Below are 24,549 nucleotides of genomic sequence, written 5' to 3' on the forward strand. Positions count from 1 at the left end.
ACTGCCCGTGTGTATTTCTGTCTGTGTTCCGTGGGGCCGGTCAGGCCAGGGCCGGCACCGCGCCGCCGAAACGTTCGGCAAGCAGGGCGGCGTCGGGTTCTTCGTTACGCTGTTTCAGCAGTTGGGCCGCGAGGCAGACGAGCTTGCGCGCATCAGCCACGGCAATATCCTCGGGCACGCGCTGGCCGTCGGTCGTGTAATCCAGCGCCAGATGGTGGCGAATCAGCGCCGAGAGCGCGCCGCCGATCAGCGGCGCCTCGTCGAGCTTGGTGAGGATGGCGCTCTGCGGCGCCAGCGGAGCGTAGGCCCGGATCGCGCTATCGATCGCCTGGGCTTGCGCATTGGCGGCCAGAACGAGGCAGACGCGCACGTCGGATGTGGCCCGCAACGTCTCGAACTGCTGCTGCAGCTTCGGATCGTTACCGGACAAGCCGGCTGTATCCACCAGCACGGTATGTTTGCCGCGCAGTTGGAGCAGCAGATTGCGCAGGCTGGTGGCATCGTGCGCATTGAACACCCGCACGCCGAGAAGGCGGCCGTAGTGCTCGAGTTGCGCGCCGGCGCCGATACGGTACTGGTCGGCGCTGATCAGCGCCACGTTCGAGGCGCCATGGCGCAGCACGGCGCGCGCGGCGAGCTTGGCGATCGTGGTGGTCTTGCCCACGCCGGTCATGCCGACCAGCGCCGTGACGCCGCCGCCGACGGTATCGAAGTTGCGTCCGCTGGTGCGGATGTTGCGCGAGAGCAGGCCCAGCGGCAGGTAGCGTGCCTGGTCCGGCGTCATGCCTGGCGGCAGTTCGGCGCAAAGCGCGCGGGCCACGTCGCCGTCGATGCCCAGGCGGGTCATCTCGCGCAGCACGCGGGCGCGCAGCGGCTGCTCGCGATCCATCTGGTTCCACGCGAGGGTGGAGAGCTGGACTTCGAGCATCTCGCGAAGATTGTTGATCTCGGCGCGCACGCCGTTCACGGCGGCGTCGTTGTTCGGCACGACGGTGGCGGCACGGACCACGTCGGCAACGCTGGCGGCCAGGGCGGCGCTGGACTGGCGCTGCGGTGCACTTGCGTTGGCGTTGGCCGGCATGCCCGACTTGGCAGCGCGCTCCACGGCGGCGGCCGTGGCGGCGCGTGCCTGGTCGATGCGCGCGGCACGATCGGCCTCGTCGCGGACGGCCCGCATGGGGGCTTCTTCGCGCCTGGGCGGCTCAAGGCCGAAGCCGGCCTCGCGCACCAGGGCCTCGTCATAGTCGAGGGCGGCGATGATCTCGATGCCGTCGTCCATACGGCGCGTGGACAGGATCACGGCGTCCGGGCCCTGCTCGTCCCGAACCTGACGCATGGCCTGACGCATGTCCGGGGCAACGAATCGTTTGATCTTCATGCTTCTATCCTTTCCTCGTCCTGGCGCCCTCATCCCGGAACGCCGCCTGTTCGCTTTAGGTCCGCGCCCGATCCGCGCGGTGTTTCGGATTTATCGCCCGAGGGCCGTCACCAGCTTGACGCGTCGGTTGTCCGGTACCTCGTTGTAAGCAAGTACATGCAGGTTTTGGGCCACATGACGGGTGAAACGCGAAAGCCAGGGACGAAGCGCCGGAGAGACCAGCAAGACCGCCGGTTCGCCGGCCGCTTCCTGGCGCCGCGCCGCGTCGGCGACGCTCTGCTGCAGGCGATCGGCGAGGCCCGGCTCGACGGCCGCGCCGGCGGGACCGCCACCTTGTAGGGATTGCAGCAGGATCTGCTCCAGTTCCGGCGCCAAAGTAATGACGGGAACTTCCGTTCCGAGGCCGGCGATTTCCTGGACGATCTGTCGGCCGAGGGTGACGCGCACCGCCGCGGCGAGGACGCCAGGATCCTGGCTCTGGCCCGCATGCTCGGCCAGCGACTCGACGATGCCGCGGAAGTTGCGGATCGGCACGCGCTCGGCCAGCAGGTTCTGCAGCACCTTGACCACTGCGCCGAGCGACAGGCGCTTGGGCACCAGGTCTTCCACCAGCTTCGGCGTCTGCTGGGCCAGGCGGTCGAGCAGCTGCTGTACGTCCTGGTGGCCGATGAGTTCGTGGGCGTGGTTCTGCAGGATGTGCGAAAGATGCGTGGCGATTACCGTGGCGGGATCGACCACCGTGTACCCAAGGGTCTGCGCGTGCTCGCGCATGCCCGGCTCGATCCAGACGGCGTCCAGGCCGAAGGCCGGGTCGCGCGTGGCGATGCCGTTGATCGTCCCGTGCACACGGCCCGGATCGATCGCCAGCATGCGCTCGGTGTGGATCTCCGCCTCGCCCATCGGCACGCCCATCAGAGAGATGCGATAGCCATGAGGAGCGAGGTCGAGGTTGTCGCGGATGTGCACCGACGGCACCAGGAAGCCCAGCTCCTGCGAGAGCTTGCGGCGCACGGACTTGATCCGCGCCATCAGCTCGCCGCCCTGCGTCTTGTCCACGAGCGGAATGAGGCGGTAGCCCACTTCCAGGCCGATAGTGTCGACCTGGGCCACGTCTTCCCAGGACAACTCCAGGCGCTCGGCGGGCGGCGCGGATTCCAGCGCCAGCTCGGTACCCGGCGCGGCCGTACCGGAAGCGACGCCGGCGGCGGCGTCCATCTGGTGCTGATGCAGTTTCCAGGCGGCGAAGCCGGCAATGCCCGCCAGGAGGAGGAACGGAAGGTTCGGCATGCCCGGGATGAGACCCATCGTGCCGAGCACGGCGGCCGCGACGGCCAGCGCCTTCGGCTGGCCGAACAGCTGGCCCATCACGTGCTTGCCCATTTCCTGCGACTTCGACACGCGGGTGACGATCACCGCCGTGGCAATTGACAGCATCAGGCCTGGCACCTGGGCCACGAGGCCGTCGCCGATGGTCAGCAGCGTATACGTGCGCGCGGCTTCCGCGGCCGAGAGACCGTGCTGGAGCATGCCGATGAAGAAGCCGCCGATGATGTTGATGGCGAGGATCAGCATGCCGGCGGTGGCGTCGCCGCGGACGAATTTGGACGCGCCGTCCATCGAACCGTAGAAGTCCGCTTCCTCGCGCACTTCCTGGCGCCTCTCGCGCGCCTGCTCCTGCGTGAGCAGGCCGGCATTGAGGTCGGCGTCGATGGCCATCTGCTTGCCGGGCATGGCGTCGAGGGTGAAGCGCGCGGTGACTTCGGACACGCGGGTCGCACCCTTGGTCACCACCACGAAGTTGATGATGGTGAGGATGGCGAACACGACGAAGCCGACGGCGAAATTGCCGCCGATGACGAACTCGCCGAAGGCCTCGATGACCTTGCCCGCGGCCCCCGGGCCGTTATGGCCATGCAGCAGCACGACGCGGGTCGATGCGATGTTCAGCGCCAGGCGGAGCAACGTGGCAAACAGCACCACGGTGGGAAACGAGGCCAGTTCCAACGGCCGCATCACGTACATCGTCGCCAGCAGGATCACCAGCGACAGCGCAATGTTGAAGGTGAACAGCAGGTCCAGCACGAACGGCGGCAGGGGCAGCATCATCATGCCGAGCATGATCAGCATCGCCACCGGCGCCGCGATGCCGCGGCGGCCGATCTGGCGGAACGTGCCCATGAGAGTGGTGGTGCTGGCTGCCATCGTCAGTTGTCCATGCGGTAGGGACCCATGAGATCGGGGTCGATGTCCTGCGTCGGTAGATCGGGCGGGAGATCGCCCACGGCGATCGCCTGCTTCAGCCGGAACACGTAAGCCAGGATCTGGGCCACGGCGATGTAGAGCGCCGAGGGGATTTCGCGTCCGATTTCCGTCGTGTGATACAAGGCGCGTGCCAACGGCGGGGCTTCGACCACCGGCACCTTCGCGCCGCCGGCCACGTCGCGGATCTGCTGGGCGATCACGTCCACGCCCTTGGCCACCACGCGCGGCGCGCCCATGCGGTCTTCGTCGTATTTCAGGGCCACGGCGAAGTGGGTCGGATTGGTCACGATCACATCCGCCGTCGGAACGTCTTCCATCATTCGCCGACGCGCCATCTGGTGCTGCATCTGACGGATTTTCGACTTCAGTTCCGGGCTGCCCTCGTTTTCCTTGTGCTCGTCCTTCACTTCCTGCTTGGTCATCTTCATCTTCTTGGTGAAGCTGAATTTCTGCCAGGGCGCATCGACGAGGGCGATGGCGCCGAGGGCACAGGCGAAGACGAGGGCGGCGTGACCGAGAATGCCCAGGGCATGGAAGATGCCATTGGCCACCGGACCGGTGCCGGCGCCATACATCTCCTGTGTGGAGCGGTTGAGGAACCAGACCAGGGCGCCGCCGATCAGGACCAGCTTGAGCAGCGACTTGCCCAGTTCGACCAGGCCGTTCACCGAGACGAGTCGCGAGAGGCCCTTGATAGGGTCCAGCCGGTCGAATTTAGGAATGAGCGCCTGGCCGGAGAAGTTGAGTCCGCCCATCAGGGTGGGCGCCGCGATGGCGGCTACCATGGTCACGCTGAACAGTGGGCCCAGCAGCCGCAGGCCTTCCACTGCGGCCGTCATCAGCGCGTGGTTCAGGCCATTCGCGGCAAACAGGTCCCCCCTCGAATAACGCAGTCCCACGTGCATGATGTTGGCGGCATGCGCGGCCATCTGCTCGCGCGAGGCGAGGATCGTGGTCACGCCCGACAGCACCACCACGGCCGTGGAAAGGTCGCGCGAACGCGGAAGGTCGCCCTTCTCGCGGGCTTCGCGAAGGCGTTTGTCGCTAGGGGCTTCGGTGCGGTCTTCCTTATCGGTCTCGCTCACGCGCCTACCTCCCGATAAGCCCGCGCATGGTTTCCCACGCGTCGGTCTGCAAGGAATCGAACGCGCCCGGCAACGCGTGCAGTGCGAGCCATACGGCCAGCACGCCCAGGCTGATGCTGATGGGGAAGCCCACCGCGAACAGGTTCATCGACGGCGCCGAGCGGCTGATGGCACCGAACCCGAGGTTCACCACCAGCGTGGAGGTAAGCGCCGGCAGCGCTACGCGCACCGCACCGGTGAAAAGGTGGCCGGCGAAGCCCAGCACGCCCCATACGCCATCCGCGCCGACGCCCTGCGCTCCGACTGGCAGAGTGCGGAAGCTGTCGGCGAGCAGCGCGATGAGCTGCAGGTGGCCATTCATCACCAGGAACAGGAGGGTCACCAGCGTCGCGTAGAACTGGCTCAGCACCGGCGTGGTACCGCCGATGCCCGGGTTCACGGTTTCCGCGAAGCCGAGGCTCATTGCCTGGGACACGAGTTGGCCGCCGAACGACACGGCCTCGAACACCAGCTTGAGGATGAAGCCGAGCGAGGCGCCAACCAGCACCTCCTGGGCCAGCGTCGCCACGCCCTGCGCTGACAGCGGGCGCATGTCCAGCGGCGCCAGCGGCGCCAACGCCATCGTCAGCAGCAAGGCCAGGCCGATGCGGATCCGTGCCGGGATCATCGTGGCTCCCAGCACGGGCGCCACGAGCAGAAGGCCAGAGACACGCGCCAACGCCCAGCATGCGCTTCCAACCCAGGCTTCGAGCTGGCCGAGGTCGATCGGCATCAACGCACCGCCTGGGGCAGGTTCTCGATGAGCGTGCGGGTGAATTCCACCAGCGTGCGCAGCATCCAGGGACCGGCGATGATCATCACCAGCGCCATGGAAATGAGCTTAGGGATGAAACTCAAGGTCTGTTCGTTGATCTGCGTGGCCGCCTGCACCATGCCGATGATGAGGCCCACCGCCAGCGCCGTCAGGAGCAACGGTGCGCCGACCAGCATCGCGATGTGCAGGGCCTGCTGGCCGAAACCGATGACCGATTCGGGCGTCACTGGAAGAAGCTCCCCGCCAGGGTGCCGAGCAGCAGGGTCCAGCCGTCGACCAGCACGAACAGCATGATCTTGAACGGCAGCGAGATGATCATGGGCGAGACCATCATCATGCCCATCGACATCAGCACCGAAGCCACGACGAGGTCGATGATGAGAAAGGGAATGAACAGCAGGAAGCCCATCTGGAATGCGGTCTTCAGTTCGCTGGTCACGAAGGCCGGGAGTGCGACGCGATACGGCACGGCGTCCTTGTCGGCATAGGGCTGCTCGCCGGCCAGCTTCGTGAAGAGCTGCAAGTCCGGCTCGCGCGTTTGTTCGAGCATGAAGTGGCGGAACGGCGAGGCGGCCAGCGGCAGGGCGTCCTGCACGCTCATCGTGCCGTCCATGTAGGGTTTGATGCCCGCGTCGTATGCCTTGTTCAGCACCGGTGTCATCACGAACAGCGTGAGGAACAGCGACAGGCCGAGGATCACCTGGTTCGGCGGCGTGCTGTTCGTGCCCAGCGCCTGGCGCAGGAAGCCCAGCACGATGACGATGCGAGTGAACGAGGTCATCATCAGCAGGATCGCCGGCAGTGCGGTCAGCGCTGTCATCAGCGCCAGCATCTGGATCGACAGGGACCAGGTCTGCCCGCCGTTCGCGCCAGGCTGCACGTTCAGCACCGGAATGCCCGGCGGCGGCTCGGCGGCGAAGCCGACGATGGGAAGGAGCAGGAGCAACGGGAAAACCAGCCAGGCCCAGCGCCTCATGGGCGCTTCCACTGACCGAGCACGTCGCGGAAGCCGCGCATGGCCGGCACCGGCGACGAGGCGGACGGATCGTCCTGCACCGGGGTGTCCAGGACGTGCAGCGTACGCAGGCCACCCGTCGGCGAGGCGCCGACCAGGAGTTGCGTGCCGCCGACTTCGAGCAGGATCACCTTTTCCTTGATGCCCACCGGCATCGACTCGATGACGCGAATCTTCCGTCCGCCCGGACGCACGTGCGCCTGGGCACGACGGCTCAACCAGCCAACGAAGAAGATGAGGGCCACGACCCCGAGCAGGCTGATCAGCACGCGGATCAGTTCCGCGCCCGAATCGACAGCCGGTACGGCGGCCGGGGCCGCCATCAGGGCGCAGGGAAGGAAGCCACCGGCGAAGGCGGCGACGGTACGGTGCATGGGAATCACCGCAGCTTGCGGACGCGCTCGGCCGGGCTGATCACGTCGGTCAGCCGGATACCGAATTTCTCGTTGATGACGACGACTTCGCCATGGGCGACCAGGGTGCCGTTGACGAACACGTCGAGGGGCTCGCCGGCCGCGCGGTCGAGCTCGACCACCGAACCCTGGTTGAGCTGGAGCAGGTTGCGGATGCTGATCTTGGTCCGGCCGACTTCCATGGCCATGGTGACCGGCACGTCGAGGATGACGTCGAGGTTCACTTCGCTGCCGAGACCGATGGAGGACGCCAGGGCCGCGTCGCTACCGGCTTCCAGTTCTTCGAGGGTGATTTCGTTCATGTCCGTTCCAGATAAGGCCAATGCTGGGTGCAAAGTCTCTGAAGCAAGCGGCGTGCCATGGAATCGGAACGATGTGACGGCGCGATTTTCTCGCCGTATCAGCCACTTGGGACTGCCGCCGGACGCGGAAGAAAAAGATGACGCGGGAGGGCAGACGTAAACCTGACGCTTGACGGCAGTTAGTCACCGCGACGGGTCATTGACAGATGCCCGGTGGAGCCGAGCCGACTCTGTCGGCGCAAAGCTGCCTCAGGCCAGTTCTGGAATCGGCTTCGTCGGCACGGTCGTCGAGCGCGGAGCGGTCCGCCGGAGCAGCGATTCGAACTGGATCGCCTTGTTGCCGTTCGAATTCGCCATGCGTCCACGGAAGATCGGCACGTCCTCGGCGAAGACCGTGGCAGTTTCCGGCAGGTTGATGGGAATCACGTCGCCCTTGCGCAGATGCAGGAAGTCACCGATGGTGAGCCGCGCCTCGGCCAGCATCGAGGTGATCTCCACCTCCGCATCGAGGAGCTCCTCGTGCAGGTTCTGGATCCAGCGCTCGTCGCGCTCGGCACGGTCACTCTGCACGCCCGCGTCGAGCAGCTCGCGGATCGGCTCGACCATCGAATACGGAAGGGTCAGGTGAACTTCGCCGCCACCGCCGTCCAGCTCGATATGGAAGCGGGACACGACCACGGTTTCGGTGGGGCTCACGATATTCGCGAACTGTGGATTGATTTCCGAGTTCACGAACTCGAAGTGCATCTTCAGAACGGGCGCCCAGGCCTCCGCCATCGCGCCAAAAGCTTCCTGCAGCACGATCTGGATCACGCGGTTTTCGGTGGGCGTGAAGTCGCGGCCCTCGATACGCGCGTGGTACCGGCCATCGCCGCCGAAGAAGTTGTCGATGACTGTGAAGACCAGGCGCGGCTCGAACACCATCAGCGCGGTGCCGCGCAGCGGCTTTATACGGATGAGGTTGAGGTTGCTCGGCACCGCCAGCGAGTGCACGTACTCGTTGAACTTGGTCATCTTCACGCCGAGGACCGACACCTCGCATGCCTTGCGCAGCACATTGAACAGGTTGGCGCGGAAGTACCGCGCGAAACGGTCGTTGACCATTTCCAGCGTGGGCAGGCGACCGCGGACAATGCGGTCCTGCTGGGTAAAATCGTAGTCCAGGATGCCGCCGGGTGGCGGAAGCTCGATCTCGGTCTCGACCGCGCCACCTTCGACGCCCGCCAGCAGCGCATCGATTTCTTCCTGGGTGAGGATGTCGCTCATGGCCGTCCGCCCGTCACTGCATGATGAAGCTGGTGAAATAGACGGCGTCGATGCCGGGCCGGCCGATCTTTTCCTTCAGCACGCGCTGGATCTCGGCCAGTGCGGCCGCCTGGAGTTTCAGCTTGCCCTTCACATCGGAGAGGCTCTTCATGTCCTGCGCCGAGAACAGTATGAGCAGCGCGTTACGGATTTCCGGATCGGCTTGCTTCGCGGCGGCTATCGCTTCCGGGTCGTGCGACATGACATTCACGCCTACCTGGAGAAAGCGGAGCGCGGCGGCGTCCTGGAAGTTGACGACGAAAGCGGGATCGAGCTGGAGGTAGAGGGCGGGCTTCGACCTGGCCGCGTCCGCGGCGCTTTCCGGGCCACCCTTTCCGCCTTTCATCAGGACCCAGCCACCCGCGCCGCCGGCCACGAGCACGACGAGCGCGCCGACGAGCAGGAGGCTGCCCTTCTTTTTCTTTTTGGGGGTGCCTTCGGCGGTGTCTTTCGGTGCTGCGGCCATGCGGGGTAAACCTCTTGCGAATTCGTCGATGCGTGGAGCTTACAGATGACGTGCAATCGTCGTGCCAGATTTAACGTCGGAAGTTTGACGACCAGGTCAGGCGACTTCGTCGACAAGGCCGCGCGAGACCCGCGAGGTGACCACCGTTTCCACACCGGCCGTACCTGCATCGCCGGACTGGCCCGATGCATTGCCGTTGCCGCCGTCCGCGCCTTGCTCCGCCTGGCGCTGGCCGACGTCGGCCTGGCCGAGCGACAGGCCGTGATGGGCCAGCATGCTGTCGAGCTGCGACAGCGTCTGCTGCACCGCGTGCACCGCCGCCGGATGCTGGGCCATGACGGCCACGTTGACCTTGCTGCCATCCAGGCTGACGCGAACGTCCATGCTGCCGAGCTCTTCCGGATGCAGCTTGATCCGCGCTTCCTTCACCTGGCCCGAGCCCATCCACGCGATCTGCTCGCCAAGCTCGTGGGCAAACTGCGGCGACGTGGCCGGCTGCGTGGCCTGCAGTTGCATCACGGACGTGCTGCCCTGCCCGATACCCTGGGCGTGCGCGAACGGCATGGGACTGCCGTTGGCGGCATCGACGGTGGAACCGTCGTCCTTCGCCCCTTTCGCGTCGTCCTGGGTCGCCAGCAAGACGGCGAACGATGCCGGCGTGACGGCAGCGCCTGCAAGGGTTCCTGCCGGTAGCGCAGAGGACGTCGTGTTCAACGATGCCGCAGTCGCGTCCTGAAGGCCTGCCGCCGCATCGGCCTCGGCGGCCGCGGCGCCGGGAAGAAGGCCGGCGAGCGACGCCGCCGCGCCGAGCGCGGATCCTGCCCCGGGCACGTCGGCAGCGCTTGCGTCCTTCACGGCACCCAGCGCCTTGGCGGCGACGTCTGCCACGCTCGGTGGCACGCCGATCAGCGAGAGCATCGTCGTCGCGATCGAGGTGCCGTCGCCGGCCTCATCGTCCTTTTTCGCAGGCTTGTCGTCCTGCCTGGCGGTTACCTTCGCATCATCTGCCTTGGCTGGCGACGGAGCGGCATCCTTGGCCTTCGTGACGGCCTCGGGCTGCTTGTGCGGTGCGCGTGCGTCGGCGTGCGCGGCATCCAGCGCGGCGTCGAACCGCCTGGAAGGCTGCGTGTCGTCCTGCGCATGCCCCACCACCGGTGGCTTGGTCGGTGCGGAGGGACGGGCGACGTTGAGAGCGAGGGTGGCGTTGTTCATGCGATTTACCCGATTCGATTCGTTCGTCTGGAGATGCCGGCGTTCGGACACGTCAGCTCTCGCTTCTTGGCGGACGGCGGTATTGCGAGCGCTCGTCGGCCTGCTCCTGCTCGCGGCGATCCTGCGTCTTGCGTTCCTGCTCGCGATATTTCGTGGTTACCGTGTCCAGCGCCTTCGCGCGGCCGCGAGCGTCGGTCCAGTCCTTGCGGGCGCGATCGAGGGCGCTTTCTCGGCGCTGGACCTCGCTGAGCTGCTGGACGATGGCCATGTCGATCTTCAGCAGGAACTGCTGCCGGTTCAGCAACGCGCCGACGCCGATGCCGCTCGGCATTTCGGCGTACTCGTTGCGGTAGCGGCGCAACTCCACGAGCTGGTGTTCGGCATCGGCCAGCGCGCGCTGCTGCGTAGCGAGCGCGCGCGTGGCGTCCTTGGCCTTCTCGGCGGCAAGGTCCACGACGGGTTGCAGGCGGTCGGCGCGCGAGGGCATCAGGTCACCCGCGTGGATTCGGCGAGACCGGCCTCGGCATCCTCGAGGGTCACCGGCTCGTCGGTTTCCTGCTGGAGGAAGGCCGATAGACGCGGATGGAGCGCGATCGCCTCATCGGTACGTGGGTCGCTGCCCTTCTGGTAGGCACCCACGGCGATGAGGTCGCGCTGCTGCCGGTAGGCCGAGTAGACCTGGCGGAAGCGCTGCGCCGAACGCATGTGTTCCTTCGTCACCACGGCAGGCATGACGCGGCTGATCGAAGCTTCGATGTCGATGGCCGGGTAATGACCGGCCTCGGCCAGGTCGCGCGAAAGCACGATATGGCCGTCGAGGATCGCGCGCGCCGAATCGGCGATCGGATCATGGCGGTAATCATCGCCCTCGGTCAGCACGGTGTAGAAGGCGGTGATGGAGCCCCGGCCTTCCGCATCGTTACCGGCGCGCTCGACCAGCGCGGGCAGCATCGCAAAGACAGACGGCGGGTAGCCCTTCGTCGCCGGCGGTTCGCCGATGGCCAGCGCGATCTCGCGCTGCGCCTGGGCATACCGCGTAAGCGAATCCATCAACAGCAGCACGCGCTTGCCCTGGTCGCGAAAATGCTCGGCCACGGCGGTAGCCACCTGCGCACCGCGCAGGCGCGACAACGGCGGCGCGTCGGCCGGCGCGGCGATGACGACCGCGCGGCGTCGGCCTTCCTCGCCCAGCGTATGGTCGACGAATTCCTTCACTTCGCGGCCGCGCTCGCCGATCAACCCCACGACCACGACGTCCGCGTTGGTGAAGCGCGTCATCATGCCCATGAGGGTGGACTTGCCGACGCCGGAGCCGGCGAACAGGCCGATGCGCTGGCCGCGTCCTACCGTGAGAAGGGCGTTGATCGCACGCACGCCGGTGTCCAGCGGGGTGTCGATCGGCTGGCGCATCATGGGATTGATCGGCTCGCGGCGCAGCGGCACGCGCTCGCGCGCCAGCAACGGCCCCTGGCCGTCGAGCGGCACGCCATCGGACCCGATCACACGACCCAACAGGGAATCGCCCACCGGAATACCGGAAACAGCGGCTACCGGGGTGACGCGGGCGTTCGGCAGCACGCCGTGCATTTCTCCGGTAGGCATCAATAGAAGACGGCCGTCCGAAAAACCGACGACTTCAGTCTCGAGTTGTTTGCCGTCAGCACCGGCAACCATGCAGCGCGCGCCCACAGGCGCTTCGCATCCCACGGCTTCGAGCGTCAGCCCGACGACTCGACGCAACTTGCCTTCGGCCTGCAGCGGCCTGACGTGTTCCGCGTTCGCACGCTGCGCGGCGAGGGCTTCACGCCAGTGCGCATTGCGCGCTGACACGTGGTTTTCGGCGCTCACGGCGCCTCCGCCTCACCGTCCTGGAAACCGTCACGCCCCTGCAGCACGCTGTCGATCACGGCGACCAGGCGCGTTCGCACACGTGCATCGAGACGGGAGTGCTCGCTTTCCAGACGCACGTCGCCGCGTTCCAGCGCCGGATCGTCGACGACCGTGCCTTCGTGATCGAGCGAAGAACGATGCTCGCGAACGATGCCGGCATCGGCGGGATGGAGATGAATTTTCAGGTGACGGGTGGCAGCTGGCAGCGCGTCGACAGCCTGCCGTACCACCTCGAGGATCTTCTCGGGCCGGGTGACCAGTTCGTAGCCGAGCACGCGCTCGGCAATGGTGGTCGCCAGCAGCGCGAGATCGCCGGCAACATCGTTGTCCAGATCGGCAAAAGGCCGCTCCACGGCGGCAAACAAGGCCTCGAGCCGGGCCACCTGGGCCGCCAGTTCGCGCTTCGCCATCGCCCTGCCCTCGTTGAGGCCGGCGTTGAAGCCTTCCTCGCGAGCCTGCCGCTCGATCGACTCGATCTCGGCGACCGTCGGCCGCTGCGGGCCCTCGTCCGGCACGTCGGCGGCGCGCGTCTCGGCCGCCCCGACGACGGGCAATTCCCAACGTTCGAACTGGGCGACACGCTCCCGCGCGAGGATCGAGGTGAGACTCATCAGACGAACTCTTCCCCGCCGCCGGCGAGATTGATCTGGCCCGCGTCAGCCAGACGGCGCGCCGTGGCAAGCACTTCCTTCTGCGCCGCATCCACCTCGGAGAGGCGAACCGGTCCCTTGACCTCCAGGTCGTCGCGCAGCATGTCGGCAGCACGCTTGGACATGTTCGCGAATATTTTCTCGCGGATGGCGCTTTCCGCGCCCTTCAGCGCGGTGATGAGGCGCGCCGACGGCACTTCGCGCAGCAACGTCTGCATGCTGCGGTCATCGAGCTCGGCAAGGTCGTCGAAGACGAACATCAGTTCTTCGATGCGTTCACCCAGGCCGGAATCGATGCCGCGGATGGAAGCCATCAGCTCGACCTCACGTGAGGTTTCCATGGCATTAAGGATGTCCGCCGCGGCCTTGAGTCCACCCACGGTGGCCGACTTCAGCTTGGTGGAGTTGCCGGAGAACTGGCGCTCCATGATTTCGTCCAGCTCGTTCAGCGCATGCGGCTGCACGCCGTCGAGCGTTGCGATGCGCATGACGACGTCGCTGCGCGTGCGCGCGGGCAGGTAGCCGATCACTTCCGCAGCCTGGTCCGATTCGAGGTGGGCCAACACCAGCGCGATGATCTGCGGGTGCTCCTGGCCGATCATCTCGGAGATGGCGCGACTCTCCATCCACTTCAGCGATTCCAGGCCCTTGCTGCTGCGGCCGAGAAGAATGCGGTCGATGAGGCCGCCCGCCTTGTTCTCGCCCAGTGCGTTGACCAGGATCCGGCGGATGTATTCCTCGGTGCCGACGCCGATGGAGGTGTGCTGGCCCACGTCTTCCTGGAGCTTGGTAAGCACCTGGTCGACCTGCTCCTTGCTGACGTTCTTCAGCGCGGCCATCGCCGTGCCCACGGCCTGCACGTCGCGCGCGCCGAGATGCTTCAGGATGGACGCCGCGTCCTCCTCACCCAGGGTGAGGAGAAGGATCGCCGCCTTCTGTGCGCCCGTAAGGGCCTCTTTCTGTTCAGCCGCCATCGTCGGATACCCAGCTCTTCACAACCTGCGCCACCTGTTTCGGATTTTCGGCCGCCATGCGCTTGGCAAGGCCGACCTTCTGTTCGTAAGCCAACAGCGCGGGGGAACCGAGCTGGGCCTGCGAGGTGGACACGCGGTCCGGTGTCATGTCGTCGTCGTCCACCAGCACCGACACCGTCGGCATCGGGCCGGCGAGCGCGACGTTGTTCATGGCCAGCGGCGCCGGCTTCAGCAGGCCCTTCAGGATGGGGCGCAGCACGAAGAAGCCCACGATCAGCGCGATCATCACGCCGAGGCCCTGCTTGATGAGGTCGAGCATGCCCGGACGTTCCCAGAACGGCGTGCCCTGCGGCGTGTCCTCGGCGATATTTCCGCGGAACGGCTCGTTGATGACGCTGACGCTGTCTCCGCGCGCGGCGCTGAAGCCCACGGCGTTCTTGGTGAGTTCGGTCAGGCGCGACAGTTCTTCCGGCGTGAACGGCACGCTCTTCATCTTGCCGTCCTTGTCGGGCACCTGCTTGTTGTCGACCACCACGGCCACCGACAAGCGCGAGACCTTGCCCGCCGGATCGGTCACGTGGCTCACCGTGCGATCAAGCTCGTAGTTACGCGTGGCGTTTTCGGTCTTCTGCGTCGGGGTCTGCCGGGAGGTCTGCGTGGTGGACGCCTGCGCGCCGGGCTTGCCACCCGCGGCCGGGTTCGCCGCCGTGGCATTGGCGCCGGTGTTCGGCGGCTGGTTGCTGAGCGCGCCCGGCACGCCGCCATTAGTCGCCGGCTCGGTACGCGTGTCGCTGCTGGTCTGCTCGCTGCGCAGCGCCGGGTTGTCGTGGTTGAAGGTTTCGCTGGCCTTTTCGGTCTGCGAGAAATCGAGATCGGCGAAGACCTGGGCGCGCACCTTGCCTGCGCCGACGAGAGGCGTGAGCAGGTCTTCCACGCGCTGCGTATAGGTGGCCTCTATGCGGTTGGACAGGCGCAGGCGATTATCGCCGATGGCCTGTGCACTATCCGGATCGCTGACGGTAAGCAGGTTGCCGCCCTGGTCGATCACCGACACCTGGCGGGTATCGAGCCCCGGCACGCTGGCCGCGATGAGATGGACGATGGCGGCGACCTGGCCCTGGTCAAGCTGGCGGCCGGGATACAGCGTGACGACCACCGACGCGCTGGCCGGTTTGTTGTCGCGGATGAAGGCGGAGGGCTTGGGCAGGGCCAGGTGCACGCGGGCGGCACGCACCGACTGCAGGCCGGCGATGGTGTTCGAGAGATCGCTCTCGAGCATCGACTGGTAGTGGCTGCGCTCGGCCATGTCGCTCATGCCGAACGGCGAATCCACCTGCGGCACCGCGCTGGCGGCGCTGCCCTGCGGAAGGCCCTGACCGGCAAGTTTCAGGCGGATGCCCGCCACGTCGGCGGCGGGAACGAAGATCGAGCCGCCGTCGGCGCTCAGCGTGTACTGGGTATTGCCGGCCTGCAATGCCTGGGTGACGGCGGCGGCGTCCCTCTGCTCCAGGCCGCCGTAAAGCAGCCCGTAGTTCGGCGCACGCGACCACATCACCGCGGCGATGCCGATGGCGACGGCGGCAGCGATTCCCGCGAGCATGAAGAGCTGACGCGCCGCGGGCGTCTGCGCCAGCGACTTCAGCGAGTGCATGCGCGAAGCCGCGTTGCTGTCCGTGGTGACGACGCCGTTATCTGCCATGGTTCGACTCGAATCCTGTCATTGCGCTCACGTCGATCAGATCGACATGTTCATGATTTCTTTGTAGGCATCGACCATCTTGTTGCGCACTTCGGTCATCGCGCGAAACGAAAGATCGGCCTTCTGTCCCTGGATCATGACCTGGGCCAGATCGATGCCCGGGTCGCCGCGCTCGAACGCGGAAGCCATCTTCGCCGCCTTGCCCTGGCTCTCCGCCACACCTTCGATCGACTGCTTCAGCAGGTCGCCGAACGCACCCTTCTGCGCCGGAGCCGCCTCCCCGACGCCACGCAGCGCGGGCATCTCGGTCTGCGCGCTGATGCGGCGCATCTGGAGCAGGAGGCTGTTGACGTCGATCGTGGTCATGACGGTTTTCCAACGCGTTATCGGGTTTCAGACACCCGATGCACGTCCTGTGCCAACGATCAGCCTGCCTGGACGGTCTCGGAAAGGCCGTACTTGCGCAGCTTCTCCACCAGCGTGGTGCGCTGGACGCGAAGCAGCTTGGCCGCGTGGGCGACGACGCCGTTGGCCGAATTCAGTGCCTGACGGATCAGGCCGATCTCGATGCCCGCGAGGTGGTCCTTCAGGTCCAGGCCACCGTGCGGCAGAACGGAGGGATCGCCCTCCCCCACATAACCGAAGGACTCGGTGACTTCCGGCTCGGCTTCCATCATGGCGATGAGCGCGGCCCCGGAAACTTCTTCCACCGGCAGCGCGCCGCGGTACTTCTCCGGCAGGTCGGCGGCGCGGACTTCGCCGTGCGGCATGAGGATGGCCATGCGCTCGACCAGGTTCGACAGTTCGCGCACGTTGCCCGGCCAGCCATGGCGGCAGAGGGCGCCCATGGCGCTGGGCGTGAAACGGACGGACGACAGGCCGCGCTGAACCAGGCGCTGGTTGAACTCGCCGATGAGCGCCGGCAGGTCTTCCAGGCGCTGGCGCAACGGCGGCATTTCCAGGGGGAACACGCTGAGGCGGTAGAACAGGTCTTCGCGGAAGCTGCCCCGCTCGATCGCGCTCTCGAGATCGCGATGGGTCGCGGCGATGATGCGTACGTCACAGCGCTGCGGGCGGTTGCCGCCGACACGCTCGAACACGCGCTCCTGCAGCACGCGGAGGAGCTTTACCTGCATCGGCAGGCTCATGTCGCCGATCTCGTCCAGGAACAGCGTGCCGCCCTCGGCCATCTCGAAACGGCCCTTGCGGGTGTTGATGGCGCCGGTGAACGCACCTTTTTCGTGGCCGAACAGTTCGCTTTCGAGCAGCTCGGCGGGAATGGCGCCGCAGTTGATCGCGACGAACGGCTTGTCACGGCGCGGCGAGCAGTCGTGAATGGTGCGGGCAACCAGTTCCTTGCCGCTGCCGGATTCGCCAAGCACGAGCACGCTGGAATCGAACGGTGCGACCTGGCGGATCAGCCCGTTCACCCGTTGCATGGGACCGGATTGGCCGACGAAACGGCGGCTGGAGTGCACCGGCTCCATGCGCGACTGCAGGGCACGCAGGGCTTCGGAAAGACGCTCGTAGCGAAGCGGCATGTCGATCAGTTCGACACTGTTGCTGCGCGTGTCGTCGGCGATCAGTGAGGTGGCCAGCGGCGAATCCGCGGCGACCAGCATCGGCAGGTTCTTTACACCGCGACCGATGGCGGCGAGGAAGCCTTCCAGTTCGTTCTCGTCCTCTACCGAGCCGACGTACACGCCGCGCCAGTTCTCGGCGATCTCCGCCGGCTGCAGGCGGCTGGCGAGTACCGGGCGGTAGCCCAGGAAAGCGAGCGCGGAAACGACGCTTTCGGCGCGGGAGGCGTCGGACTCGACAACGAGAAACTGGGAAGACTTCACCGGGAACACCTCGCGTTAGCGTTTGGATCGAAGGGCTCGAGCGGGGGTCCGCGCTGGAATCCCGTCGGCTTCGTTGCAAGGTATCAATCAAGGAGCGTGCCAACGCCGGAATTCCGACGCACACAATCGGAAATTGACGTGGTGACGCGGTGTTCAGGCGTGTGGGGTAAACCGCTCCGGAAATCAGCCGAGCCCTGGCCGGACGTCGGCTCCGTCAGGCGTGACGGACGGCGTCACGAATGTGACGCGGGACGCCACGCGACGTTCTTACGTCACGTGACGTAAAAGGTCACATCGCTTCGGAACCGCCTTCCATGGGGCGCGCCTGCGCCCGTGCCTCGGCGACCTGGCGCCGGTGCTGGCGGAAAACCAGGCGTTCGATACCGTCGCGAACGGCTTCGGAAAGCCCTTCGAAGCCGACGAAACCCTTGCCGTCGGTGGGCCCGGCGAGGCGCATGCCCGGAAGCTCCAGGGGCAAAGCCTGGCAGGTATCGAAGTGGATATTCAGCATGACGGACTGGCCGACCGGCGGCAGACCGGCCCAGGGCAGCACGGCCCCGGCGGCGTTGAAACGAAGCGGGATCCGCGGCGGCAGGCCGGACTGAGGAAGCAGCAGTCGGTTCACGATCTCCATCAGGACATTGAGCTTCGCGTCCAGCCGGGCCACTTCGTGGGAAAGCGGACTGTCGTCTTCGGCGCTGTCGGCGCGACGCTCCATGAGTGCCGAGACGGCGACCAGTACGCTGGCATTACGGTCGTTGATAAGCGCCAGCGCGGCGGCATCGGGCCGGGACGCGGCTTCGCAGGTGGCATGGAACGCGGCGTCCCACGCGACCCGATCGGAGAATGCCTTCCAGCCTTCGTCGCTCATGCGCCCACTCCCCACAGCAGAAGGTTACCGCTCAGAACGAACTATACGCGGCCACGGCGCGGCGCACGCGACGGGACGCGTCCCATGCCACCGCCGCTTCGTCGCGGGCGACGGACACGAGGTCCTTGATGAGGCCATCAAGCAGCATGATGGACTTCAGCGATTCCAGTGTTTCTGGTGCCGGTCGCATGGCGCCGCTGCGAAGGATCGGTTCGCGTACGGACTCGAGCGCGGCGAGTTCGTCCCAGCGGCCTTCGCTGGCGGCGGCGTGCATCGACTCGGTCAGGTCCAGCACCCGGTCGAGGTCGCACCAGGCGTCCGTCACGCCCCGGCTCCCACCGGCTGGCGGGCCTCGGCAGGAATGGCCACCCAGCTCTCGCGGATCTGGCTGAGCAGGCGGCTCACCTCATCGATGGCCTCGCTGTCGCTGTGCAGATTGGCGTGGAGCAGGCGACGGGTCATGTAGTCGTAAAGAGCCGCCAGCCGATCGACGAGCGATGTCGCCACGTCGGGGTTCAGCGAGGCCTGCAAGGCGCCGACGATCTCGATGGCCTTGGAAATGGCCTCGCCCTTGCCCGCGATGTTGCCGGTTGCGATGCAGCCGCGGGCAAAGCGCATGCGCTCAAGTGCGCCGTCCATGAGCATGGTGATGAGGCCGTGCGGGTCGGCCGTCTCGACGCTGCCCTGCGTGCGGACCTGCTGGTAGGCGCCTGCGCCCTGGGAATATCCGAGTGCCATGTCTCTCTTGGACCTCTGTTATTTGCTGGCCGTGAGCGCGTCGAACTGCTGCTGGAGGTAGCTGCTGGTGCCGGCGAGCTTGGTCATCATCGCGTCGAGCGCCGTGTACTGCTTGGTCAGCTGATCGGTGTAATCCTGCATCCGCAGATCGAGGTCGGCCGCCTGGTCCTGAAGGTCTTTCGTCTTCTGATTCAGGTTGTTGGAGCGCTGGGTGAGGATACCCGTGCTGGATGTCCAGCTGGTGATCAGCTTGTCCAGCTTTGGCGCGATGCCGTTATCCCCGCTGAGCAGGTTCTGGGTTTCCCTGGGGTTGTCGGCCAGCGCCTTGTTGAGCTTGGTGGTATCCAGCTTGAGCGAGCCGTCGACCTGGAAGGACACGCCGAGGTCACTCAGGGAAGTGGGACCGCTGGCGTTACCGGTGAACTTCGAGCCGACAAGGGTGGACACCTGGCTCTTGATCGAGTTGATCGTGGCGTCGCCGATCAGCGCCCCTACCTGCTGGTTGGTGGCGTCGTACTTGGTCAGCTGCTGGTATGTCGAGATGAAGGCGTTATAGGCGGTCACCAGGGAACCCAGCGCACCGGAGACGGCGCTGGTGTCGTTGGTGATGGTGACGGTGGTGGGGTTGACGCTGCCGTCGGGGTTTTTAGAGACCTTGGACAGCGTCAGGGTCACGCCGTCGATCGCCTTCGTGACGACATTCGTCGGACTGCTCGCGGGCAAGTTGTCGATCGTGAACAGGGCGTCCTGCGCCTTGACCGTCGGCGTACCCGTCGCCGGATCGAAATCCAGCTGGGAAAGCTTGCCATCGCCCCCGCTGGTGACGACCTTGAAGGCGTTGTCCTTGCCGGTGACCGAGGACGTGAGCACCAGGTGCGCGCCATCGGTGCCGGTGACAATGCTGGCGGTGACGCCCGGATTGTCCTTGGACTTGTTGATGATGTCGCGGATGGTTTCCAGCGAATTCGCGCCGTCCGCGATGTCCACGCTCATCGACTTGTCGCCGATGGAGATGGTGATGTTGCCCGTGCCGAGCGCGGCCTTGCTGTCGGGAAACGCGCCGGACGTTGTCTTCTGCGATGTTGCCAGCTGGTTGACGACGACGTTGTAGACGTTGGGCTGCGCGGTGCTGTCGGCCGCGGCGGAGAGGATCGTCGAATCGCCTACCGAGGTCTTCGTCGTCGTGAACGCGCTGCCGCTGGTCAGCGCCTTGATCGCGCTCTGCAGGCTCGTGAGTGACGAAGTGAAATTGCCGACCGCCGAAATCTGGGTGGCATTGGTTTGCTTATCGGCCGCGATCTTCGCGTCCGGCGCGCTGCGCTTATTGGCGACGAGGTTGCTGACGATCGACGCGACGTCGATGGAACTGGAACCGAGGTTGACGGGATTCGTGGCCATGAAGCTCTCCTTGAAGACGCCTCACTGCCTCGGGCGCCAATTTGTCGACGGCTGGCGCCCTCGCGAGCGCCAGCCGTGACAACTAAGCAATTACCCTGCCAAGACCCGGAAAGCCCGGGTCTGGCGGTCTCACATCGGTTACTGGAGCAGCTTCTGGACGATCTGCTGGCTCTGGTTCGCCTGGGCGAGGACCGAGACGCCGGCCTGCTGCAGGATCTGGGCCGAAGACATGTTGGCCGTTTCCTGGGCGAAATCCGCATCCGTGATGGCCGAACGCGAGGCCGTCAGGTTCTGCGAGATGTTCTGCAGGTTGGAGATCGTGGACTCGAAACGGTTCTGCACGGCGCCGAGATCCGAACGGAGGTCCGAGATCGACTGCAGGGCGGCATCGACGCGGTTGATGGTGTCGTTGGCGCCGTCGACCGACTTAACGCTGGAATCGGCCAAGGTACTCGCGGTTACCGCTATGTCGCCCGTTGCGAAGCCGAGGTCTTCGGCCGTGCTGCCGGCAGCGGCCGTGACCGTGAAAGCCTGGGCCGACGACAGCTTCAGCGCGCCATCGGTACCGACGTAAGCGGTGATACCTTCCGACGACTTGGCGTTGATCGCATCCGCGACATCCTGCGTGGTCTTGAACGTGCCAGAGATATTGAACTCGGCGCCATCGCCCACCTTGATCTTGAGGTCGCCGTCGGCGATGGTTACTGGAGCCGCGGTGCCCGTGGCGGCCACGGCGGTAGCGACACCCGTGGAGGTGGCGGTGCCGGTGGTGGCGGCGAGAGAGCCTGCCAGGCCCAAGCCGGCGGCTGCGTTACCACCGACCGCGATGGCGGCGGCGGACGTGTTGGTAAGCTTTACTTCACCGCCGACAACCGAGGCAAGGCCGCCAGAGGCGACGTTGATGGCGTCGGCAAGGTCCTGCGCGGTCGTGAAGTTGCCGACGACATCCGTGCCACCGATGCTGAGGTCGCCGGCGGCCAGGGTGAGACCGTCTTGCGCAAAGGACGTGGTCACCGAGGTGGTGGCCAGTTCGCCGATCTGGTTGGCCTTCACACCCTTGTCGAGACCCACGGTGATGACCTCACCGACGTTCGCACCGACCTGGAAGCTGAGGTTCTTCGACGAACCGTCGAGGACCTTCATGCCGTTGAAGTTGGTCTGCGTGGCGATACGGGTCACTTCCGACAGACGCTGCTGCACTTCGGCGTCGAGCGCGGCGCGGTCGCTGGAGGAGTTCGACGCGTTGGTCGACTGCACGGCGAGTTCGCGGATGCGCTGCAGGTTGTTCGTGACTTCGTCCAGCGCCGACTCGGTGGTCTGCGACAGCGAGATACCGTCGTTGGCATTGCGGGTAGCCTGGGTCAGACCGTTGATCTGCGTCGTGAAGCGGGTCGAAATGGCGAGGCCGGCGGCGTCGTCCTTCGCGCTGTTGATGCGGTTACCCGACGACAGGCGCTCGATCGCCGACGACAGCTTCGTCTGCGAGGTGGTCAGGTTGCGCTGAGCGTTCAGCGACATGATGTTGGTGTTGATGGTCAGAGCCATGGGTCTTGATCCTTTGTAAGCGGAACCGAATTGCCGGAGGTTGTGCGGCGTAGTCCGGCGGGGTTCCGTTAGGGAAGCCTTCCGCCTCATGGAGGTTTACGGCACGCCGGGTAGAAACTTAAGGACTATTTCTTCCTGTCAACAACTTTCTTGATCAGGGCCGCGTAGGCGTGATGCCCGTGGCTCTGTCCGGGAAGTTATCGGCCGCTCCCGCGCCGGGTTTAGGACCCATTTCACACTTCTGAATGGAAGGCTGAAGAAAGGGAAAAGGGGCCATCGGCCCCTTTTCCCTTTCCTGGTCGACTGGACCCGCGAGAGCGCTATTCAAGCAGTTTCAGGACCAGCTGTTGCGAAGCATTGGCCTGCGCGAGAACGGACATGCCGGACTGCTGGAGGATCATCGCCATGGCCTTCTCAGCGCTCTCCTCTGCCATGTCCGCTTCCCTGATGGACGTCCGGGACTCAGTCAGGTTTCCCCGGATGTTGTCGAGGTTACGGATCGTCGACTCAAGGCGGTTCTGTACAGCGCCGAGCTTGGAGCGCACACCACTCACGGATTCAAGGCTGGCATCGATGCGCGCAATGAGCGCATTGGCATCGTCCTTGGTAAGTACCGAGCCGTCCGCCAGCGAGGCCGACGTATCCACCTTGTAATCGGCCTGAAAACCCAAGGCCGCTGCCTGCGCACCCGAGACGGTTACATCAGAGCGGGAATTGAAACGCAGTTGTCCATCCGTTCCTACAAACGCGGAAAGTCCGATGCGGGAATTCGCGTTCAGTATATTGGCGACTTCCTGGACAGTGCGGAAGGAGCCCTCGACATTCACCTTCTCGCCATCGGCAGTCGCGAAGCTGAGGTCATCCTTGCCTAGCCTCAATCGTTTCCCAACGCTTTCGATATCGAGATCCTGACCGTTGACGGCCACCTTATAGCCGGCGCCCAGCTTGCCCTGGAGGAAGTTCCGCGCATCGTCCACGGTACTGCCTTTGTAAGCTTTCCAGTCGACCTTGACGCCCTCATAAGTCTGTTCGTCCAGCCCTTGCCCCCCGGCGTCCGTCCAGTCCGTCTGGGGTAGCTGCTTCTGCTGGAAAACCTTGAAGTGGGACTCAAGGTCCACGGCGCCGCCGGCTACATGACCGACCTGATCGGCGCGCATCCCCTGATCTATCTGCATCTCGATGATGTCGCCGACGTTAGCCCCCACCTGGAAGGACAGCCGGGCACCGCTGCCATCAAGCACCTTCATGCCATTGAAGTTGGTCTGCGTCGCGATACGGCTGATTTCCGCAAGCCGCACGACCACCTCGTCGTTCAGGGCGCCGCGGTCCTTCGCAGAATTAGAGCTATTGAGAGATTGCAGGGCCAGCTGGCGTATCCGCTGGAGGTTGTCCGTCATCTCGTTCAGTGCACCTTCGCTGGTCTGCGCCACCGAAATTCCGTCATTCGCGTTTCGCTTGCCCTGGGCGAGACCATTGATCTGTGTAGTGAATCGCGTCGAGATGGCAAGGCCTGCCGCATCGTCTTTCGCACTGTTGATGCGAAAACCGGAGCCAAGCCGCTGATAACTCGTCGCAAGCCTGCCCTGCGTAAGCCCGAGCGAGCGCTGCGCGTTGAACGACGCCATATTGGTATTGATGGTAAACGCCATGTCGATGTCCTTCCTTCTCTCGTGGCGGACACACCGCATGAATGCGACGGCGATGCATGTCCGCGGCTGTGTGATTTGCCGTAAGAGGTAATCGACCGAAAGTCGGCACGTTGGTGAAGGCGAGAGACGACATTTGCGTCGGCGGCGCCATCGGCCGAGCGTAAGCGTTCGACTTGAGACGTCAGGCTAGGGAGAACAAGACGTCCCTTCCAGAGGGAGCGAGCCAGCGTTCGAGACACCCTTGTTCCGATGAGTCATGAAGTTGAAGTCTTGACCAATCCTTTTTCGCAACTGACTGGCGTAGTTCTCCGGGTATCGCGCCTTCTCGATGGCGGGTAAGCGTTCGTAGTGATTCAGAACTTCGGTGAAGAAGTTGGTGAGTTTGCCGGTGCGGTTGTATTCATCCATAGCCCGTTGAACGGCATCCCGCCTCCATGCTTCTTCCTGGGAATATGCCTCGGACCACGCCGCGTTGCGCTCATTGACAGTGAAAGCGCCACCTTCGTCATAGGCAATCAAGGCAAGCTGATCTTGCGACATGCCCGCGAAAGGATTACTGGATTTCCCATTTACGAAATCCGTGGCGCATCTGGCCCGTTCCAGCAGAGCAGGGTCGTCAGTTTCGGGCACTTCGGCATCATGCTTAGTCTTGTTTGCCGAATAGGTACTACCGACAATGTGGTCAACGATCACTGCGGCTTGTGAACTGAGCATCTTGTGACTCATGCCGTCACGCGGAGCGTCGCGGGAAGCTGATTCGCTCAACTGACGCGCCATTGTGGAGACGTTGCTCCTTCCACACCCCAAAGAAGAAGCAACATTTTTTTTGGCGCCAGCGGCCTCAGCCTTGCTAATGGTGCAGGTACTGACAGACCGATGGACGTCGGGTGGGATATGACTACTGGTCGAAATCAACGATTTATTCATCTTCATGATCGACTCTCTCCTGGGCGATACGACTTCCAACAGATAATCGACGGAATGGCGGCGATTTGTTGACGGCGGTGGATGAGCTCGGTGTCGGCGATGATGGATGTGC

Annotated in this window: 25 protein-coding genes; all 25 read right to left on the bottom strand. The window is 65.0% G+C overall.

The window, feature by feature from the left end; all coding sequences use genetic code 11:
• Positions 1–40: 40 nt before the first annotated feature.
• Positions 41–1,378 (bottom strand): flagellar biosynthesis protein FlhF, encoded by a 1,338-nt coding sequence (gene flhF / locus VGM71_RS12805; protein WP_331545718.1) that lies wholly within the window; start codon positions 1,376–1,378, stop codon positions 41–43.
• Positions 1,379–1,468: 90 nt separating this feature from the next.
• Positions 1,469–3,580 (bottom strand): flagellar biosynthesis protein FlhA, encoded by a 2,112-nt coding sequence (flhA, locus tag VGM71_RS12810; protein WP_331545720.1) that lies wholly within the window; start codon positions 3,578–3,580, stop codon positions 1,469–1,471.
• Positions 3,581–3,582: 2 nt separating this feature from the next.
• Entirely contained in the window at positions 3,583–4,725 is a 1,143-nt protein-coding gene (gene flhB / locus VGM71_RS12815) for a flagellar biosynthesis protein FlhB (RefSeq protein ID WP_331545722.1), read from the bottom strand.
• A 4-nt stretch (positions 4,726–4,729) separates the two neighbouring features.
• Positions 4,730–5,497, bottom strand: a complete 768-nt coding sequence (fliR, locus tag VGM71_RS12820; RefSeq protein ID WP_331545724.1) for a flagellar biosynthetic protein FliR — start codon at positions 5,495–5,497, stop codon at positions 4,730–4,732.
• Positions 5,497–5,766 carry a flagellar biosynthesis protein FliQ gene (fliQ, locus tag VGM71_RS12825; RefSeq protein WP_331545726.1) on the bottom strand — a complete coding sequence of 90 codons (270 nt, stop codon included), beginning with the start codon at positions 5,764–5,766 and terminating at the stop codon, positions 5,497–5,499. The genes fliR and fliQ overlap by 1 nt, the downstream gene beginning before the upstream one ends.
• The gene (fliP, locus tag VGM71_RS12830; RefSeq protein ID WP_331545728.1) at positions 5,763–6,515 is read right to left on the bottom strand and encodes a flagellar type III secretion system pore protein FliP; all 753 of its coding nucleotides are present in this window, start codon (positions 6,513–6,515) and stop codon (positions 5,763–5,765) included. Before fliP ends, fliQ begins: the two co-directional genes overlap by 4 nt.
• Positions 6,512–6,928 carry a flagellar biosynthetic protein FliO gene (fliO, locus tag VGM71_RS12835; protein ID WP_331545730.1) on the bottom strand — a complete coding sequence of 139 codons (417 nt, stop codon included), beginning with the start codon at positions 6,926–6,928 and terminating at the stop codon, positions 6,512–6,514. The genes fliP and fliO overlap by 4 nt, the downstream gene beginning before the upstream one ends.
• A gap of 5 nt (positions 6,929–6,933) precedes the next feature.
• On the bottom strand, positions 6,934–7,269 hold the full coding sequence (gene fliN, locus VGM71_RS12840; protein ID WP_414675127.1) for a flagellar motor switch protein FliN: 336 nt from the start codon (positions 7,267–7,269) through the stop codon (positions 6,934–6,936).
• A gap of 249 nt (positions 7,270–7,518) precedes the next feature.
• A complete protein-coding gene (gene fliM, locus VGM71_RS12845) occupies positions 7,519–8,535 on the bottom strand; it encodes a flagellar motor switch protein FliM (RefSeq protein WP_331545732.1) in 1,017 nt (338 codons plus the stop codon).
• 13 nt (positions 8,536–8,548) lie between these two features.
• Positions 8,549–9,040 (bottom strand): flagellar basal body-associated FliL family protein, encoded by a 492-nt coding sequence (locus tag VGM71_RS12850; protein ID WP_331545733.1) that lies wholly within the window; start codon positions 9,038–9,040, stop codon positions 8,549–8,551.
• Between the two features lie 96 nt (positions 9,041–9,136).
• On the bottom strand, positions 9,137–10,252 hold the full coding sequence (locus tag VGM71_RS12855; protein WP_331545735.1) for a flagellar hook-length control protein FliK: 1,116 nt from the start codon (positions 10,250–10,252) through the stop codon (positions 9,137–9,139).
• A gap of 52 nt (positions 10,253–10,304) precedes the next feature.
• On the bottom strand, positions 10,305–10,739 hold the full coding sequence (fliJ, locus tag VGM71_RS12860; protein WP_331545737.1) for a flagellar export protein FliJ: 435 nt from the start codon (positions 10,737–10,739) through the stop codon (positions 10,305–10,307).
• Positions 10,739–12,100: a flagellar protein export ATPase FliI gene (gene fliI, locus VGM71_RS12865; RefSeq protein ID WP_331545739.1), complete on the bottom strand. Its 1,362-nt coding sequence runs from the start codon at positions 12,098–12,100 to the stop codon at positions 10,739–10,741. Before fliI ends, fliJ begins: the two co-directional genes overlap by 1 nt.
• Complete coding sequence (locus tag VGM71_RS12870) at positions 12,097–12,753, bottom strand: flagellar assembly protein FliH (protein ID WP_331545741.1); 657 nt, start codon at positions 12,751–12,753, stop codon at positions 12,097–12,099. Before VGM71_RS12870 ends, fliI begins: the two co-directional genes overlap by 4 nt.
• Entirely contained in the window at positions 12,753–13,766 is a 1,014-nt protein-coding gene (gene fliG, locus VGM71_RS12875) for a flagellar motor switch protein FliG (protein WP_331545743.1), read from the bottom strand. Before fliG ends, VGM71_RS12870 begins: the two co-directional genes overlap by 1 nt.
• Complete coding sequence (fliF, locus tag VGM71_RS12880) at positions 13,756–15,465, bottom strand: flagellar basal-body MS-ring/collar protein FliF (protein ID WP_331545745.1); 1,710 nt, start codon at positions 15,463–15,465, stop codon at positions 13,756–13,758. The genes fliG and fliF overlap by 11 nt, the downstream gene beginning before the upstream one ends.
• A 36-nt stretch (positions 15,466–15,501) precedes the next feature.
• Positions 15,502–15,831: a flagellar hook-basal body complex protein FliE gene (gene fliE / locus VGM71_RS12885; RefSeq protein ID WP_331545747.1), complete on the bottom strand. Its 330-nt coding sequence runs from the start codon at positions 15,829–15,831 to the stop codon at positions 15,502–15,504.
• A gap of 59 nt (positions 15,832–15,890) precedes the next feature.
• Positions 15,891–17,309: a sigma-54 dependent transcriptional regulator gene (locus VGM71_RS12890; protein WP_331545749.1), complete on the bottom strand. Its 1,419-nt coding sequence runs from the start codon at positions 17,307–17,309 to the stop codon at positions 15,891–15,893.
• Between the two features lie 289 nt (positions 17,310–17,598).
• Entirely contained in the window at positions 17,599–18,180 is a 582-nt protein-coding gene (locus tag VGM71_RS12895; protein WP_331545751.1) for a PilZ domain-containing protein, read from the bottom strand.
• Positions 18,181–18,211: 31 nt separating this feature from the next.
• Complete coding sequence (locus VGM71_RS12900) at positions 18,212–18,505, bottom strand: flagellar protein FliT (RefSeq protein ID WP_331545753.1); 294 nt, start codon at positions 18,503–18,505, stop codon at positions 18,212–18,214.
• Positions 18,502–18,918 (bottom strand): flagellar export chaperone FliS, encoded by a 417-nt coding sequence (gene fliS, locus VGM71_RS12905; protein ID WP_331545755.1) that lies wholly within the window; start codon positions 18,916–18,918, stop codon positions 18,502–18,504. The genes VGM71_RS12900 and fliS overlap by 4 nt, the downstream gene beginning before the upstream one ends.
• Before the next feature lie 18 nt (positions 18,919–18,936).
• Positions 18,937–20,316: a flagellar filament capping protein FliD gene (gene fliD / locus VGM71_RS12910; RefSeq protein WP_331545757.1), complete on the bottom strand. Its 1,380-nt coding sequence runs from the start codon at positions 20,314–20,316 to the stop codon at positions 18,937–18,939.
• 138 nt (positions 20,317–20,454) lie between these two features.
• The gene (locus VGM71_RS12915; protein WP_331545759.1) at positions 20,455–21,861 is read right to left on the bottom strand and encodes a flagellin; all 1,407 of its coding nucleotides are present in this window, start codon (positions 21,859–21,861) and stop codon (positions 20,455–20,457) included.
• A gap of 320 nt (positions 21,862–22,181) precedes the next feature.
• Complete coding sequence (locus VGM71_RS12920; protein WP_414675129.1) at positions 22,182–23,510, bottom strand: flagellin; 1,329 nt, start codon at positions 23,508–23,510, stop codon at positions 22,182–22,184.
• 186 nt (positions 23,511–23,696) lie between these two features.
• Positions 23,697–24,443, bottom strand: coding sequence for a hypothetical protein (locus tag VGM71_RS12925; protein WP_331545761.1), 747 nt, complete (start codon positions 24,441–24,443; stop codon positions 23,697–23,699).
• Between the last annotated feature and the right edge of the window lie 106 nt (positions 24,444–24,549).

This window comes from Luteibacter sp. (assembly GCF_036499525.1).
Lineage (GTDB): Bacteria > Pseudomonadota > Gammaproteobacteria > Xanthomonadales > Rhodanobacteraceae > Luteibacter.

What these genes read in the sequence shown, in the direction of transcription:
- fliG (WP_331545743.1), bottom strand. Translation starts at nt 13,766, where the DNA reads ATGGCGGCTGAACAGAAAGAGGCCCTTACGGGCGCACAGAAGGCGGCG.
- VGM71_RS12850 (WP_331545733.1), bottom strand. Translation starts at nt 9,040, where the DNA reads ATGGCCGCAGCACCGAAAGACACCGCCGAAGGCACCCCCAAAAAGAAA.
- VGM71_RS12925 (WP_331545761.1), bottom strand. Translation starts at nt 24,443, where the DNA reads ATGAAGATGAATAAATCGTTGATTTCGACCAGTAGTCATATCCCACCC.
- fliN (WP_414675127.1), bottom strand. Translation starts at nt 7,269, where the DNA reads ATGAACGAAATCACCCTCGAAGAACTGGAAGCCGGTAGCGACGCGGCC.
- VGM71_RS12870 (WP_331545741.1), bottom strand. Translation starts at nt 12,753, where the DNA reads ATGAGTCTCACCTCGATCCTCGCGCGGGAGCGTGTCGCCCAGTTCGAA.
- flhF (WP_331545718.1), bottom strand. Translation starts at nt 1,378, where the DNA reads ATGAAGATCAAACGATTCGTTGCCCCGGACATGCGTCAGGCCATGCGT.
- fliM (WP_331545732.1), bottom strand. Translation starts at nt 8,535, where the DNA reads ATGAGCGACATCCTCACCCAGGAAGAAATCGATGCGCTGCTGGCGGGC.
- fliP (WP_331545728.1), bottom strand. Translation starts at nt 6,515, where the DNA reads ATGAGGCGCTGGGCCTGGCTGGTTTTCCCGTTGCTCCTGCTCCTTCCC.
- VGM71_RS12855 (WP_331545735.1), bottom strand. Translation starts at nt 10,252, where the DNA reads ATGAACAACGCCACCCTCGCTCTCAACGTCGCCCGTCCCTCCGCACCG.
- fliF (WP_331545745.1), bottom strand. Translation starts at nt 15,465, where the DNA reads ATGGCAGATAACGGCGTCGTCACCACGGACAGCAACGCGGCTTCGCGC.
- fliJ (WP_331545737.1), bottom strand. Translation starts at nt 10,739, where the DNA reads ATGCCCTCGCGCGCCGACCGCCTGCAACCCGTCGTGGACCTTGCCGCC.
- fliD (WP_331545757.1), bottom strand. Translation starts at nt 20,316, where the DNA reads ATGGCCACGAATCCCGTCAACCTCGGTTCCAGTTCCATCGACGTCGCG.
- flhA (WP_331545720.1), bottom strand. Translation starts at nt 3,580, where the DNA reads ATGGCAGCCAGCACCACCACTCTCATGGGCACGTTCCGCCAGATCGGC.
- fliS (WP_331545755.1), bottom strand. Translation starts at nt 18,918, where the DNA reads ATGGCACTCGGATATTCCCAGGGCGCAGGCGCCTACCAGCAGGTCCGC.
- fliO (WP_331545730.1), bottom strand. Translation starts at nt 6,928, where the DNA reads ATGCACCGTACCGTCGCCGCCTTCGCCGGTGGCTTCCTTCCCTGCGCC.
- VGM71_RS12895 (WP_331545751.1), bottom strand. Translation starts at nt 18,180, where the DNA reads ATGAGCGACGAAGGCTGGAAGGCATTCTCCGATCGGGTCGCGTGGGAC.
- fliE (WP_331545747.1), bottom strand. Translation starts at nt 15,831, where the DNA reads ATGACCACGATCGACGTCAACAGCCTCCTGCTCCAGATGCGCCGCATC.
- fliR (WP_331545724.1), bottom strand. Translation starts at nt 5,497, where the DNA reads ATGCCGATCGACCTCGGCCAGCTCGAAGCCTGGGTTGGAAGCGCATGC.
- VGM71_RS12920 (WP_414675129.1), bottom strand. Translation starts at nt 23,510, where the DNA reads ATGGCGTTTACCATCAATACCAATATGGCGTCGTTCAACGCGCAGCGC.
- VGM71_RS12915 (WP_331545759.1), bottom strand. Translation starts at nt 21,861, where the DNA reads ATGGCTCTGACCATCAACACCAACATCATGTCGCTGAACGCTCAGCGC.